The 13,788-nt window shown below is 70.2% G+C and carries 13 protein-coding genes and 3 tRNA genes; 7 read left to right on the top strand and 9 right to left on the bottom strand.

What is annotated here, in order from left to right; translation table 11 throughout:
- Window positions 1-4 precede the first annotated feature (4 nt).
- Together ABD299_RS13310 and ABD299_RS13305 are read right to left on the bottom strand one after the other, a co-directional pair.
- Window positions 5-1,450, bottom strand: a complete 1,446-nt coding sequence (locus tag ABD299_RS13310) for a sodium/glutamate symporter (RefSeq protein WP_344261842.1) — start codon at window positions 1,448-1,450, stop codon at window positions 5-7.
- A 317-nt stretch (window positions 1,451-1,767) separates the two neighbouring features.
- Entirely contained in the window at window positions 1,768-2,256 is a 489-nt protein-coding gene (locus ABD299_RS13305) for a YajQ family cyclic di-GMP-binding protein (RefSeq protein ID WP_344261840.1), read from the bottom strand.
- Window positions 2,257-2,432: 176 nt separating this feature from the next.
- Here ABD299_RS13305 and ABD299_RS13300 point away from each other — a divergent pair.
- Window positions 2,433-2,514: transfer RNA gene (locus ABD299_RS13300), tRNA-Tyr, on the top strand.
- A gap of 167 nt (window positions 2,515-2,681) precedes the next feature.
- Here ABD299_RS13300 and ABD299_RS13295 read toward each other — a convergent pair.
- From ABD299_RS13295 to ABD299_RS13265, 6 genes are all read right to left on the bottom strand, one after another.
- Entirely contained in the window at window positions 2,682-3,569 is an 888-nt protein-coding gene (locus tag ABD299_RS13295) for a tyrosine-type recombinase/integrase (protein ID WP_425581326.1), read from the bottom strand.
- Between the two features lie 599 nt (window positions 3,570-4,168).
- Window positions 4,169-4,906, bottom strand: coding sequence for a hypothetical protein (locus tag ABD299_RS13290; RefSeq protein ID WP_344261837.1), 738 nt, complete (start codon window positions 4,904-4,906; stop codon window positions 4,169-4,171).
- 881 nt (window positions 4,907-5,787) lie between these two features.
- Complete coding sequence (locus ABD299_RS13285) at window positions 5,788-6,588, bottom strand: DsbA family protein (RefSeq protein WP_344261835.1); 801 nt, start codon at window positions 6,586-6,588, stop codon at window positions 5,788-5,790.
- Between the two features lie 309 nt (window positions 6,589-6,897).
- Complete coding sequence (locus ABD299_RS13275) at window positions 6,898-7,965, bottom strand: pentapeptide repeat-containing protein (protein WP_344261833.1); 1,068 nt, start codon at window positions 7,963-7,965, stop codon at window positions 6,898-6,900.
- 112 nt (window positions 7,966-8,077) lie between these two features.
- Window positions 8,078-8,758 carry an SDR family oxidoreductase gene (locus ABD299_RS13270; protein ID WP_344261831.1) on the bottom strand — a complete coding sequence of 227 codons (681 nt, stop codon included), beginning with the start codon at window positions 8,756-8,758 and terminating at the stop codon, window positions 8,078-8,080.
- A 17-nt stretch (window positions 8,759-8,775) separates the two neighbouring features.
- Entirely contained in the window at window positions 8,776-9,996 is a 1,221-nt protein-coding gene (locus tag ABD299_RS13265; protein ID WP_344261829.1) for an amidohydrolase family protein, read from the bottom strand.
- Between the two features lie 170 nt (window positions 9,997-10,166).
- Between ABD299_RS13265 and ABD299_RS13260 the strand changes: the two genes are divergently transcribed.
- From ABD299_RS13260 to ABD299_RS13235, 6 genes are all read left to right on the top strand, one after another.
- Window positions 10,167-10,239, top strand: a tRNA-Thr gene (locus ABD299_RS13260).
- Between the two features lie 44 nt (window positions 10,240-10,283).
- Window positions 10,284-10,356, top strand: a tRNA-Met gene (locus ABD299_RS13255).
- Between the two features lie 89 nt (window positions 10,357-10,445).
- A complete protein-coding gene (rpmG, locus tag ABD299_RS13250; RefSeq protein WP_003956487.1) occupies window positions 10,446-10,610 on the top strand; it encodes a 50S ribosomal protein L33 in 165 nt (54 codons plus the stop codon).
- A 70-nt stretch (window positions 10,611-10,680) separates the two neighbouring features.
- Complete coding sequence (locus tag ABD299_RS13245; protein ID WP_344261827.1) at window positions 10,681-11,133, top strand: FAS1-like dehydratase domain-containing protein; 453 nt, start codon at window positions 10,681-10,683, stop codon at window positions 11,131-11,133.
- A 3-nt stretch (window positions 11,134-11,136) separates the two neighbouring features.
- Window positions 11,137-11,571 (top strand): MaoC/PaaZ C-terminal domain-containing protein, encoded by a 435-nt coding sequence (locus tag ABD299_RS13240; protein ID WP_344261825.1) that lies wholly within the window; start codon window positions 11,137-11,139, stop codon window positions 11,569-11,571.
- Between the two features lie 66 nt (window positions 11,572-11,637).
- Window positions 11,638-12,693: a UDP-N-acetylmuramate dehydrogenase gene (locus ABD299_RS13235; protein ID WP_344261823.1), complete on the top strand. Its 1,056-nt coding sequence runs from the start codon at window positions 11,638-11,640 to the stop codon at window positions 12,691-12,693.
- Between the two features lie 27 nt (window positions 12,694-12,720).
- Here ABD299_RS13235 and ABD299_RS13230 read toward each other — a convergent pair whose 3' ends face one another.
- Window positions 12,721-13,740 carry an adenosine deaminase gene (locus ABD299_RS13230; RefSeq protein ID WP_344261821.1) on the bottom strand — a complete coding sequence of 340 codons (1,020 nt, stop codon included), beginning with the start codon at window positions 13,738-13,740 and terminating at the stop codon, window positions 12,721-12,723.
- Window positions 13,741-13,788 lie beyond the last annotated feature (48 nt).

Raw genomic sequence — 13,788 nt, 5'->3', positions numbered from 1 at the left:
ACCGTCAGGCCTGCTCGAACGGCACCGTCGCCGGCTCTCCCGGGGGCTGCCGCCTGCGCCCGAAGTGCAGCAGACCGACGGCCAGCGATCCGATCAGCAGCACGACCATGCCGCCCAGCATCCAGCCCGCCCCGAAGTTGGCCAGCAGCGGGATCGCCGCAGCGGTGACCAGCCCGCCGCCGAAGAACGGCTCCAGGGCGAGCTGCTTGTAGCCGAACGCCGGATAGGCGGGGGTGCGGAGCTCCGGGTCGGCGATGCGCAGCAGGATCAGGCCGGTGGCGGTCACGCCCAGGGACTGGCCCATGTCGCCGATGCCCCGCTCGAACCAGTGGTCCGGCATCATCCGGGGAGCCAGCAGCACCAGGGACAGCACGGACCAGAGCAGCCCGGTCACCAGCAGCAGCAGGAACGGGCCCAGGTTCTCCGCGATCACCTGGAGCGACAGGGTGCCCAGTGCGGCGATGATCAGGGTGTCCAGGGAGAAGCCCTGGATGCGCTCGATCAGCTGCCGGTCCACGACCTCGTGCCGGTCGAAGGACTGGATGGCGAGCTGGACGACGATGCCCCCGATCATCGCCATCGGGAAGAGCGGCACGTGGGCGAAGAGCTCGATGGTGCCGGCCCAGGTGAAGGACTCGACCCACTGGAGGGCCGACAGCAGCAGCCAACCGATGATCACGGCGACGGCGAGCAGGCCGAAGTGCAGGGTCAGCGGCTCGATCGAGGACGGATGCACGGTCAGGGTGCCCGCCGACCTGCGACGCTGCTTCTCCACCAGCCCGGCCTGCTCGGTCACCGAGGGCGTGGCGTTCTGGTGCAGTTCGGTGGTGCGACCGGTGCGCACAGCCCAGTTGATCAGCGTGATGCCGATGACGATGCCGGACAGCAGGCCCACGGTGGCCAGGCCGAGAGCGAGGTCCTGGCCCTCGGCGAAGTCGAACTCGGCGAACGTGTTTCCGAGGCCGGCCGCCGTTCCGTGACCGCCCTCGAAGCCGATCTCGATCAGCGCCCCGCTGAGGACGGGCAGCCCGAAGACCGGACCGAGGACGAGCAGCGCGAGCAGGATGCCCAGCACGTACTGGCCGCTGGCCAGGGTGAGCCCGAAGGCGATCTGCGGCCCCGCGACGGTACTGACCTCGCGGAATCCGGGCAACCGGTGGCCCAGGAAGAGCGCGGCGAAGACCACCGAGATCAGCAGGCTGGGCAGTGAGCCCCAGACCTCCAGGATGTCGGCCGTGAACAGGCCGGACTCGGTGAAGCCGTCGGCGCCGAAGGCCGAGGCGACCCGGCCGAGGACGTCGGGCCCCAGTATCAGGGCCAAGCCGCCGCCGATGATCGAGCTGGGAATGAACAGCCGCTGCGCCAGCCGCCACTTCACCCGGATGATCTTGGCCAGCAGAAGGAGAACCCCCAGGAGGAGCAGCGCGAAGCCGATGGTGTCCGGTGACATCTCCGCCCTTTCCCGGTACAGGTGCACACCGTGTTGATCATCGCGGGTAGCCGACGCTACCTGCTTGTCAGACAAGTGAACGCCCGAGGGTTCCTGCTCGGGCTTTCTTTGCGGCAATCGGGTGAATCACTCACCGGACCTCCACTCGTCACACAACCGCAGCAGGGCCCTGACCGGCGCAATGCCTCCCCGTGCAGCGCCGGGGACGTCCCCAGCGCACTGTGGCCCGCCCGGGCGCGCGAGAAGCCGAGAGCGCCGGGGGTGGCCACCCACAGCGCTCTCGGCTTCTCGCGCGCCGGTCGTCCGTCCGGGGCCGCTCAGCGGTAGTTGACGAACTGGACCGCGAAGTCGAAGTCGCGCTCCTTGATCAGCCGCTGGACCTCCTGGAGGGAGTCCCGGCTCTTGGAGCTGACGCGCAGCTCGTCACCCTGCACCTGAGCCTTCACGCCCTTGGGGCCCTCGTCCCGGATGAGCTTGGCGACCTTCTTGGCGTCCTCCTGGGAGATGCCCTCCTTCAGGGAGCACCCCAGCTTGTACTCCTTGCCGGATGCCTGAGGCTCCCCGGCGTCCAGCGCCTTGAGCGAGATGCCGCGCTTGATCAGCTTGGACTGAAAGATGTCCAGCACGGCCTTCGCGCGCTCCTCGGCGTTGGCCCGGATCTCGATCCGCTCCCCGGACCAGCCGATGGAGGCGCCGACACCCTTGAAGTCGTAGCGCTGCGAGATCTCCTTCGCGGCCTGGTTGAGGGCGTTGTCGACCTCCTGCCTGTCGACCTTCGAAACGATGTCGAAACTGGAGTCGGCCATGGTGTGCGTAGCTCCTCGTGCGTCGTGGGCGGAGAAGGTGTGGGAAGGCCAGCCTAGCCACCCGCGGGCGCCGGGGAGGCGGTCGGAACCGGGTGGCGGATCACCCCGGTCCATCGGGTATGGTTTACCCCGTTGCCAGCGAGCACGGCACCACCGGGCTCACGGCAGCATGCCAAGGCGGTGTGCCCGAGCGGCCAAAGGGAGCAGACTGTAAATCTGCCGGCTCAGCCTTCCCAGGTTCGAATCCTGGCGCCGCCACAGGACCGGAAGACCCCCTCCGACCAGCCGAAAGACCTGGTCGGAGGGGGTTTCCTCTGTGCGGGGGCCAACGGCTGGACACGTGAGGTGTCTCACCCGATACCACCCGTATCCCGGCTCGGGTCACTTCGTGTCCCCCAGGCGTCCCCCGGGATCTCGACCGCCTTCTACGTGTCGGGCGTGTTCCACTCCCTCATCGCGGCGTCGATCCGTTCGTTCGCCTGGTGTTGCGCATGGGCGAGAACCTTGGCGTACACCCGGAACAGCACGGCGATGGTGTGGCCGGCCCGCCGGGCGCATTCCATTGGATCCACGCCGGAGGCGAGCCACAGAGAGACGCCGGCATGTCGGAGGTCGTAAGGCCGCCGGGCGAGTAGCGAGGCTCGCTCCTCCTCGGTCAGTGCCTCAGCCCGGGCGCGGGCCCAGACCTCCCCGTATCCGGTCTCTTGAAGGAGGCCGCCACGACTGGTGCGGAACAGGCGGCCGTCCGGTGCCGTGCCGAACCGCTCCAGGTGTGCACGCAGCATCTGGACAAGGAACGGAGGGATTGGCACCGGCCGTGAGTCACCCTCGGCTCGCGCCTTGAGTTGCCGCTGTTCGTGTGCGGTGCCGTCGTCTGTCCAGCCGGCCCCGGCCCGTACCACTCCGCGGCGAAGCGTGAGCGTGCCCCATCCGGTCTCCGGGAGCCGACATTGCCCACGTGTCAGGGCTGTCGCTTCCGCAGGCCTCATCGCGGCGTAGTAAAGGCAGCCGAAGAACGCCTCCAGATGAGTGCCTCGTGCCCCTTGCTCTCGTACGGCCCGCAGCAACGTGCGCACCTGCCGGGGATTGGCAACGCTGTCCGGGTCCACCTCCTCGACCGATTTCGGAGCGGCCCACTTCACCGTCCCCAAGGGGTTCACCGGAACTGTGAAGTACTGCTTCTCCACTGCCATGCCGAGAACCTCGCTCAAACAGGCCCGCTTGGGCTTGGCGGTCCGAGCCGCCGCAGGCTTGCCGTCCTGCCGAGTGCCCAACGCGTCCAGTGCGGCCCGGATGTGCTCCGGTTTCTCCAACTCGCCCACTGTATAGCCGGGTGAAGGCCGCCGCATTCGCCCACATCGACTACTCGCACGCACGCCAGGCCCTCCAAGTCGTGCCCTGGAGATCGGACCTGCGCACGGGCAAACTGACGATCGAGCGGATATACCTGGTCACGAGACAGCCGCCCGGCCAGGCCACCGGCAGCGAACTCGCGGCCTGGATCCGCGGCCACTGGCCATCGAGAACCAGCTGCATCCCATCCGCGACCGCAGCTTCCACGAGGACGACTCAAAGATCACCCGCAACCTGCCCCGCGTCATGGCCGGTCTGCGCAACCTCGCCATCGGCCACCACCGCCAGGACGGCCACACCACATCGCAGCCGCCCTCCGTCACACCGTCCGCAACCACCTGCGGCCCCTCCCCACCCTCGGCCAGGCGTAACGAACCCGGACACAAGATCACTTTCGAAAGACCCGGGTACCGGGCCTTTCTCATTCCGGTCTGCGTGAGGAGGGGCGACTGTGAGGCGGATACAGGCAAAGGCCGACGCTTGGTTTTCACCGACGATGTCTACCCCGGTCCGCTCGTATACCCATGCCGCCTGTGGAGATGGGGTCAGTCGGTGTGAATCAGTTCGGCTTCTCTGAAAACTTCCCCTCGTCTATCCAATAGGAATTTCTCAGTCGTCGGTAATCGAAATCGGTGCCCTGTGGGGTGCGCTTCACTGTGAGGAATCCGTACTGTTCCAGCTCTTTCCTGCCCTTTGTCCATGTGTTGTGGGATAGGCCGTAGGTGTCACGTCTCTCGGAGGTGACATATCGGGCCTCTTCGTAGCCGCCTTGAGATTCGAGGAGGGTAAAGAGGAGGGCTATTCCTGTAGGGCTCAGGCGGAGAATCCAGCCGTTTCGCCAGAATTCTAAGGGGATTCCTATGTACCGCCCCTGAGTGCTGGCGCGCACGTATGGGAGATCTGGCGCTTCGAGGGATACCAACTTAATGGCAGGAGTGCTGCCCCGCCTCGCTTCCAGCTCAATGAAGCCGTTGCGGCTCAACCACTTGAGGTTGTTGGTCACTCGACGTGGCCCGGTCTCGGGCGGGAGAGCGAGCATGCGCGCCCACGCATACGGCACTGGCGGCCGCCGGATGTCGTGAGGCTCCGCCGTGGCCATCATCGTGATGCACAGGTACAGCTTGAGACGGACCTCGCCGCCTCGCCCGCCTTGGATGAGCCGGGCAAGAGGTGGTTGCGCTCCATCGGCCTGCGACCTGACGAAACTCGGCGAAAACGCCACCTTTCCATGCCGCTCAGACATATCGACGGCTTTCCCCAGCTGTCTGACTGCGTTCGAGTAGAGGGAGTTGAGCAATTGACCAACCTTCTTGGAGGAGAAACCAGCAGTACGGGGGTCCCAGGGGTACAGGGGGTCCTAGGGGGTACTTCCTTATACCTGCCTTCGAGGATGCGCGAGGTCTTCTTAGCGATTTCTTAATCAAGGCATCAGGAAGGTTCGGATGCGCCATCACGGCGACGCTTCGTCTCCTTCGCTAACGTCGTGCGGGCTTTTGACCTGGGCTTTTCGTCTTGGCACCTTTGGTCTGCCCCACCAGGGGTGTAGGTGAGCGAGGTCGCTCGGCGCGGGAGTGCCGAGGGGAGGAGACCAGGGTGAACGGGAACAACCACTCTCAGAGGGGCATCTGGCTGGCGATCATCCTTCTGGCCAGTTGGGGGGTAGCCGCGGTGGTGGGCGCGCTCTTCCACGTGGAAGGTGCTGCCTTGCCGACAGTCCTGGGAGCCAGCGGGGCAGCCTTCATGAGTGTGGCCAGTCTTGGGCTGGCAGCACATCGCTTCATGACCGGGTGAGCTGGGCGTTGTGGGCGAGGTGTGGACGGTGAGGCGTCGCTGCCATCAGGTTCGGGGTATCACCGCAGGTCGCGGGCTGGATGGTGCACCAAGCGCGCGCGGCCTGCAAATCTGCCAGCTCAGCCTTCCCAGGTTCGAATCCTGGCGCCGCCCACAGGACAGGAAGACCCCCTCCGACCAGCCATCATGGCAGGTCGGAGGGGGTCCTTCGTTGCTGCGGCTGGGGCAGCGGGGCACCGGGCCCTCTTCCGCCGAGCAGACTGGCGGAAGAGGGCCCGGTGGTCGAACGGCAGTCCCGCCATCACGTCGTGCCTGCTCCCGGCCGGCCAGCCGAGACGTAGCTGCTGCGCAGGGCCTGGCAGGAGGTGACGGGGCCAATGAGTCTGCCTACAGGGGAGTGGTTTCCCATCGCTGGGGGTCCTTGCGGATCTCCCACAGAAGCACGCCGAGCACATCGTGGTCGTAGAGGACACCGGCGACCTGGTCCGGGATCCGCTTGTCATTGATCAGCACGGTCGGCGTGCCGGGGCCCTCGGGCTCCCCGCTTTCTCCCGCCTCGAGATATGCCTGCTGGGAGGCGCTCACGAAGTCGCGGTACTTCATGGTGTGCACCGCCGCGTCGAACTCCGGACCTCGCAGCCCTTTCACCTGGCCGGCGAGTTCCAGCAGGCGGGCGTCAGTGAAACCATCGGCACCTCCCTCGGGCTGGTGGACGAAGAGCACGTTCAGGTACTCGAGGAACTTCTCCTCCTCCAGCGCGGCGCGCAACGCGTTGGCGGCCTTCGCCGAACCGGTGCCGCCCAGATTGTCATCCATGAACGAGGCCAGGGTGTACTCGGCCTTCGTCTCCCGCCGCATCAGGTCCCGCCGCACGGCCTGGCCACCGGTGGCCTCGAATTCCTGGGCGACCGGGCAGCGAAGGTCCTCGTACATGTGGATGGTCAGCGCGGCGTCGGGGTCCCCCACCATGATCGTGGTGCCGTCCGCGCCGAGCGTCTGCGGCAGTTCGTCGGTGCTCGTGTACGGAGCGAGGCCCGCCGGTTCCTCCGTCGCCTTCTCCTCGGCCCCGGCCCTCACGTCCGCCCCGGCCTTCGGAACCGGCTCCGGCTCGGCGGCCGGCCGGCCACATCCGGCCAGTACCAGTAATACCGCCGCACACCCGGCGGCCGGCCATCCCCCACGCACCATGCGTCACCCCTCTTCGGAATCTCCACGACCTTAGAAGATCCGCATGGCATGCGCACAACCATTGATCGCCGGGCCCCCGGTCCGCGAGCCTTCCGCCCGCTGCTGCAGCCGTCGTTCTTCTGCGTCCGCAGGCCCGTCACCCTGGCCTCACCCGAGCTCATGCCGGTCCTTGTCCACCCCGTCGAGCACACGCTCGGCTGGGCGTCGGAGCCCGGCGCGGCAAGCGGGTGCTGCACACCATCACCCCCGAAGGACTAGGGCTGCTGGGCAGCCCGCACGCGGCGCCGGTGGAGGCGAGGTCGAGGGGGATCAACGGGGGTCGCGTTCGCCGATGCGGGCGCGGATGACGGGGTCGTCGGCCAGGTCGGGAGGCAGGGCCGTGGTGGTGTGGAGGAGTGCGCAGGCCAGCTGGGCGACGGTCAGGGAGGTGTTCCGGGTGAGGTCCACGCTGGCCAGGATGGTGTTGTCCAGGCGTGCCTGGGTGAGGTCCGCACCTGTCAGGTCGGCCCGGGAGAGGATGGCGTTCTCCAGGTGGGCCTCGATCAGGATGGCGTTCTCCAGGCACGCCTGGGCCAGACCGGCGTACCCGAGGTTGGCCTCGGTGAGGGTCGCGTTCCCCAGGTCCGCCTGGGTGAGGTCGGCGTAGCGGAGCTGGGCCTCGGTCAGGTCGGCGCCCCTCAGTGCTGCCTCGCTGAGGTCGGCGTAGCGCAGCTGGGCCTGGGTGAGGTCGGCGTTCTCCAGGTGGGTGCCGGCCAGGTTCGCGCCCTCCAGCTGGCCCCCGCGCAGGTCCGCCCCGCGCAGGTCGGTGGCGCGCAGGTCGACGCAGAACCCCTCGGGCCGTTCGGGGCGCCCGCCCAGCACGTTGAGCACGGCCTGGACGTCCTCCTCCGGGGAGGTCCGCTCGGGCGGAGGCTCGGTCCATGGTGCGTGCTGGCGCACGAACGCGGCGAGGACGGCGACCACCGTGGCGTGGTCCTTCTCCGAGTCCCGCATGATCCGTTCGAGGGAGTAGATGCCGCCGAGCCGCTCCGTCATGTTGTCCGAGGCCAGCAGTTTGATGGCTTCGACGTAGCGCTCGGTGACCTGGCCCTCGCGGGTCAGGTCCGCCTGTTCGCGGTCCTTGTCGCGGGTGTGGTCGAAGAGTTTGAGGGTGTGCTGGTGGTTGCGGTGCGTGTAGTGCAGGCCGAGGCCCGCGATGACGCCCGCCCCCGTGGCGATGAGCATGGTCCGGAACCCGGTGACGACCATGGCGTCGGCCGGTTCCAGGTCGTCGTTCTGCAGCCGTGCGCCGTCGAACCACCAGGGTCCCTGCCACAGCAGCAGGAAGAACAGGGCGATCCCGATGACCGCGGCGATCCACCCTGAGATCCGCTTCATGGGATGCTTCTACCCAAGGGCCGCCATTCGGGTGAAGCGGGGCGATGTCGGGGTATGTCCGCCGCGGCGCCGGGCCAGGTCAGGGGCGCTGCCGGCCCGCGCGGGCGGGGAGTTACCGAGGCGGTGCGGGACGGTCCGCCGCGACGTCGGCGACGGCCCGCCCGATGGGGGTGTCACCGCCCACGAGTTCGAGGGTGAGGCCGGAGGTTCCGGGCTCGTCGAGCAGGGCCAGCAGCACGGCAGCGACGTCGTCGCGGGACACGTCGCTTCGGCCGGTGCGGCTGCCGAGGGTGACCAGGCCGGTCCCGGCGTCGTCGGTCAGCCGGCCGGGGCGCAGGATCGTCCAGTACAGGCCGCTGCGGGCGCGCAGGTCGGCGTCGGCGGCGGACTTCGCGCGCAGGTAGGCGGCGAAGACCGGGTCGGTGCCGGGCGGGGGCTCGCGGTCGGTGTTCATGGCCGAGACCATGAGGTAGCGGCGCACGCCGGCGCGTTCGGCGGCGTCCGTGAAGAGCTTCGCCGCCGCGCGGTCCACGGAGTCCTTGCGGGCCGCTCCGCTGCCCGGCCCGGCGCCCGCGGCGAACACCGCGGCACCGGCCCCTTCCAGATGGGCCGTCACCTCGTCCAGGGAGGCGGATTCCAGGTCGCAGACGGCGGGTTCGGCGCCGGCGGCGCGCAGATCCGCGCAGTGGTCCGGGTTTCTGACGAGCCCGACGGCCTCGTCGCCCCGGGCGGCGAGCAGCCGCTCCAGCCGCAGTGCGATCTTGCCGTGGCCTCCCGCGATGACAGTACGCATATCTCGACGGTAAGCCCTCAGCCGGTGGGCTGGCGGGGAAGGCCGCGGGCCGGGCGGGCCGCGGAGCCGCAGAACTCCCGGACGGCGCTGGTCCGGGAGACGATGCGGCCGCGGTGGATGACCAGCCGGCTGTAGCACTGGGACAGCGCGCCGGCGACGGTCTCGCCGCGGATGGCGAGCAGTTCGGCGGGGCGCCCCGACTCGATGCGCACCTCGGGCAGGCCGATGGCGCGGCGGGCATGCGTGCCGACGCAGTCGTAGGCGACCGCGGGGGTGGTCTCGCCCAGGGAGGCGAGCAGGAACGCGGCCTCCAGCGGGTCGCCGCGACCCACCGGGTTGGCCAGGTCGCGCAGCGCGCCGCTGCCGGCGGCGACGCGGACGCCGGCCGAGCGGAGCAGCCGCACCGGCGGGACGGTCCGGCCGCCGTCGCGGGGCAGGAGCCCGCACTGGCCCTGGGGCAGGCAGATGACGGTGATGCCGGAGGCCGCCAGCTGGTCGGCGGCCCGGGCGGCGGACTCGGCGGGCAGCCGGGCCAGCCCGGCGCACGGGCCCAGTGTCACGCCGGGGCGCAGCCCGGCCGCGGCGGCGGCCAGCCGGGCCAGCCGGGCGGGGTCGTCGGCCTCGGTGTGCAGGTCGACGGCGCAGCCGTGCTCGGCGGCGGTGGCCAGCACGGTCTCCAGGAAGCCGGCGGGGTCGGGGTCGAGGTCGGGGCAGCCCCCCAGGACGGTGGCGCCCATCTTGGCGGCGTCCTGGAGGAGCGCGCGGCCGTCGGCCCCGGCCCGGCCGGTGAGCAGGCGCGGCACGGCCACCGGGATCAGCTCGGCCAGGCCGCGCAGGCCGCGGCGGGTCTCCAGCGCGGCCTGCAGCGCGTGCAGGCCGCTGACGTCGCCGATGCGGATGTGGCTGCGCTGGGCGGTCGCGCCGTGGGCGAGCTGGAGCAGAACCGCCTCGGTGATGCGCCGCCGCAGCTCGCCGGGGGTGTCGGGGGGAGGCTCGCCGGGCACGGCGGTGAGCGCGGTGTCGTGGTGGGCGTGCGGCTCGGCGGGGGCGGGCAGCAGCAGGTGGCCGGTGAGATCGAGGTGGTCGCCCGCGCCGGGGGAGGGGCGCAGGCTGCCGGGGACCCCGACGGCTTCGATGCGGTCCGCGCAGACGCGGACGTCGACGGCCCGTCCGTCGGCCAGCCTGGGGCCGCTGAGGACGAGGGCGCTGGCCTCACTGGCCACGCTGCGGTCGGGCATCGGGCTCCCGCGGTCACTCGGTCGCTGCGGCGGACTGAGGTGAGCGTACGGGGCGTGCGGGACCGGGGGGCGTAAGGTGCAAATAGTCGTACTGCCGTGGTCCAGGCGGTGTGCGCGGATCGTTACCGATTTCGTCTTCGGCCGCGGAGCGTGTAATCTCTTCATCGCTCGCCCCAATAGCTCAGTCGGCAGAGCGTCTCCATGGTAAGGAGAAGGTCAACGGTTCGATTCCGTTTTGGGGCTCTGTGGTGTGAGGCGTCCTGCCCCGGCAGGGCGGCGCACATCCTGGCGGCGTAGCTCAGTCGGTAGAGCAAACGGCTCATAATCGTTGTGTCACCGGTTCAAGTCCGGTCGCCGCTACTTCACTCCCAGTAGCCGATTGCGGGGTCGGTCCTCCGATCGGCTACTGTCTCTGTGTTCACACCGTCCGTCCGTCAAGGAGCACTCACGTGGCTGCCACAGACGTCCGCCCGAAGATCACGCTGGCCTGCGTGGAGTGCAAGGAGCGGAACTACATCACCAAGAAGAACCGGCGCAACAACCCGGATCGCCTGGAGATGAAGAAGCACTGCCCGCGCTGCAACTCGCACACCGCGCACCGCGAGACCCGCTGATCCACTGATTTCACACGAGGCCGTCCCCGATCACGGGGGCGGCCTCGCGGCACGGGAGGGGTACCAGCCCATGGCGCTCGACCAGTCCTTCGTGGGACGGAGCTATCCGCCCACCGAGCCCTACGAGGTGGGCCGGGAGAAGATCCGCGAGTTCGCCGAGGCGATCGGGGACGCCAACCCGGCGTACACGGACCCGGACGCGGCCCGTGAACTGGGTCACCCGGACGTGATCGCGCCGCCCACCTTCGTCTTCACGATCACCTTCCGGGCGGCCGGCGAGGTGATCAGCGACCCGAAGCTGGGCCTGGACTACAGCCGGGTGGTGCACGGCGAGCAGAAGTTCGAGTACACCAGGCCGGTGCGGGCCGGTGACCGGCTCTCGGTCACCTCCACCATCGAGGCCATCCGGTCCGCGGCGGGCAACGACATCGTGACCGTCCGGGGCGAGGTGCACGACGCCGAGGGCGGACACGTGGTGACCGCGCACACCAAGCTGGTGGCCCGCGCCGCCGAGGAGGGCTGACCGATGGCCGCACGGATCTCCTACCGGGACGTCGAGCCCGGCACCGAACTGCCCGCGAGGACGTTCCCGGTGACCCGGGCCGCGCTGGTGCGGTACGCCGGGGCCTCCGGCGACTTCAACCCGATTCACTGGAACGAGCGCGTCGCCCGGCAGGTCGGGCTGCCGGATGTGATCGCGCACGGCATGTTCACCATGGCCGAGGCCGCCCGCGTGGTCACGGACTGGGCCGGTGACCCGGCCGCCGTGACCGAGTACGGCGTGCGCTTCACCAAGCCCGTCGTGGTCCCCGACGACGACACCGGCGCCACCGTCGAGGTGACCGCCAAGGTCGCCGCCAAGCTGGACGACGAGCAGCGCACGGTGCGGGTGGACCTCACCGCGACCAGTGCCGGACAGAAGGTGCTCGGCATGGCCCGCGCGGTGGTCCGCCTGGCCTGAGCGCGTCCGGGCCCCGCCGCCCCCGCCCTCGCCGGCCGGGGGCGGCGGGCACCGTAGTCTGGACCCGTGCAGGAACTGAGCAACGCCCCGCTGGCCCCGCTGACCACCTTCCGTCTGGGCGGACCCGCGACGCGGCTGCTGACGGCGCACACCGACGACGAGGTGGTGGCCGCCGTCGACGAGGCCGACGCCGCGGGCACGCCACTGCTGATCATCGGCGGCGGCAGCAACCTGGTCATCGCCGACGCCGGCTTCGACGGCACGGCGCTGCGCATCGCCACCACAGGCTTCCGCCTCGCCGGCACCCGGCTGGAGCTGGCCGCCGGCGAGAACTGGTCGGACGCCGTCCAGCGGGTGGTTGCCGCCGGACTGGCCGGCATCGAATGCCTGGCCGGCATTCCCGGTTCGGCCGGGGCCACCCCGATCCAGAACGTCGGCGCCTACGGCCAGGAGGTCTCCTCGGTCATCACCGAGGTCGTCGCCTACGACCGGAGGGCCCGCGAGACGGTCACCCTCCCGGGGGCCGACTGCGGCTTCGGCTACCGGCACAGCAGGTTCAAGGCCGGCCCCGGGCGGTACGTCGTGCTGCGGGTGCGGATGGAACTGGAGGACGCCGGCGGCATGTCCGCGCCCGTGAAGTACGCCGAAGCAGCCCGCGCCCTCGGTGTGGAGCCGGGGGAGCGCGTGCCGGTCGGCAGGGCCCGCGAGACGGTGCTCAAGCTCCGGGCGGGCAAGGGCATGGTCCTCGACCCGGAGGACCACGACACCTGGTCGGCGGGCTCCTTCTTCACCAACCCCATCCTCACCGATCAGCAGTTCGCCGCCTTCCTCGCCCGCGTCGCCGAGCGCCTGGGCCCGGGCGCCGCCCCGCCCGCCTACCCGGCCGGTGACGGCCGCACCAAGACCTCGGCGGCCTGGCTCATCGACAAGGCCGGGTTCACCAAGGGCTACGGCACGGGCCCGGCCCGGATCTCCGGCAAGCACACCCTGGCGCTCACCAACCGCGGCGGGGCCGGCACGGAGGACCTGCTGGCGCTGGCCCGGGAGGTCCGCGACGGCGTCCGCGACGCCTTCGGGGTGACCCTGGCCAACGAGCCGGTCCTGGTGGGCGCCCGCCTCTGACGGCGGCACCCGGCGCCCGCGGCCGGGTCAGCTCTCCAGCCAGGCGTCGATGTCCAGCAGCAGCTTGTCCCGGACGTCCTCCGGCGCGGCGGAGGCCCGCACCGACTGCCGGGCCAGCTCGGCCAGTTCCGCGTCGGTGAAGCCGTGGTACCGCCGGGCGATCTCGTACTGCTCGGCCAGCCGTGAGCCGAACAGCAGCGGGTCGTCGGCACCCAGGGCCATCGGCACCCCGGCGTCCCACAGCGTCCGCAGCGGCACCTCCTCCAGGCTGTCGTAGACGCCCAGCGCCACATTGGAGGCCGGGCAGACCTCGCAGGTCACCCCGGCCTGTGCCAGCCGCTCCATGAGCCGCGGGTCCTCCGCCGCCCGCACCCCGTGGCCGATCCGGGCCGCCCGCAGGTCCTGCAGGCAGTCCCGGACGCTGGCCGGTCCCGCCAGCTCGCCGCCGTGCGGCGCCGCCAGCAGACCGCCGTCCCGGGCGATCGCGAAGGCCCGGTCGAAGTCGCGGGCGAAACCCCGCCGCTCGTCGTTGGACAGTCCGAAACCGACGATTCCGCGGTGCTGGTAGCGGACTGCCAGCCGGGCCAGGGTGCGGGCGTCCAGCGGGTGCTTCATGCGGTTCGCGGCGACCAGGACCCGCATGTCCAGACCCGTCTCGCGCACCGTGGTGTCCACCGCGTCGAGGATGATCTCCAGCGCCGGAATCAGCCCGCCCAGCCGGGGGGCGTATGAGGTCGGGTCGACCTGGATCTCCAGCCACCGGGAGCCGTCGCGCAGGTCCTCCTCGGCGGCCTCGCGCACCAGCCGCTGGATGTCCTCCGGTTCGCGCAGGCAGGAGCGGGCCATGTCGTACAGCCGCTGGAAGCGGAACCAGCCCCGCTCGTCCGTGGCGCGCAGCTTCGGGGGCTCGCCGCCGCTGAGCGCGTCGGGCAGGTGCACCCCGTACTTGTCGGCCAGCTCCAGCAGCGTGCCGGAGCGCATGGAGCCGGTGAAGTGCAGATGCAGATGGGCCTTGGGAAGCAGCCGGAGGTCACGAACACTCGCCATTCCCAGATACTGCCGCATCGCCGCTCGCGGCCGGTAGCCGAGTTCCCC

Source organism: Streptomyces sodiiphilus (assembly GCF_039529215.1).
In the GTDB taxonomy this organism is placed as follows: Bacteria; Actinomycetota; Actinomycetes; order Streptomycetales; family Streptomycetaceae; genus Streptomyces; species Streptomyces sodiiphilus.
Note: the sequence above shows the minus strand (reverse complement) of the source record. Positions and strands in the feature narration are given on the sequence as shown.

Coding starts and splice junctions, on each gene's coding strand:
- ABD299_RS13310 (WP_344261842.1), bottom strand. CDS start 1,450: ATGTCACCGGACACCATCGGCTTCGCGCTGCTCCTCCTGGGGGTTCTC.
- ABD299_RS13305 (WP_344261840.1), bottom strand. CDS start 2,256: ATGGCCGACTCCAGTTTCGACATCGTTTCGAAGGTCGACAGGCAGGAG.
- ABD299_RS13240 (WP_344261825.1), top strand. CDS start 11,137: ATGGCCGCACGGATCTCCTACCGGGACGTCGAGCCCGGCACCGAACTG.
- ABD299_RS13265 (WP_344261829.1), bottom strand. CDS start 9,996: ATGCCCGACCGCAGCGTGGCCAGTGAGGCCAGCGCCCTCGTCCTCAGC.
- ABD299_RS13285 (WP_344261835.1), bottom strand. CDS start 6,588: ATGGTGCGTGGGGGATGGCCGGCCGCCGGGTGTGCGGCGGTATTACTG.
- ABD299_RS13270 (WP_344261831.1), bottom strand. CDS start 8,758: ATGCGTACTGTCATCGCGGGAGGCCACGGCAAGATCGCACTGCGGCTG.
- ABD299_RS13230 (WP_344261821.1), bottom strand. CDS start 13,740: ATGGCGAGTGTTCGTGACCTCCGGCTGCTTCCCAAGGCCCATCTGCAT.
- ABD299_RS13275 (WP_344261833.1), bottom strand. CDS start 7,965: ATGAAGCGGATCTCAGGGTGGATCGCCGCGGTCATCGGGATCGCCCTG.
- ABD299_RS13245 (WP_344261827.1), top strand. CDS start 10,681: ATGGCGCTCGACCAGTCCTTCGTGGGACGGAGCTATCCGCCCACCGAG.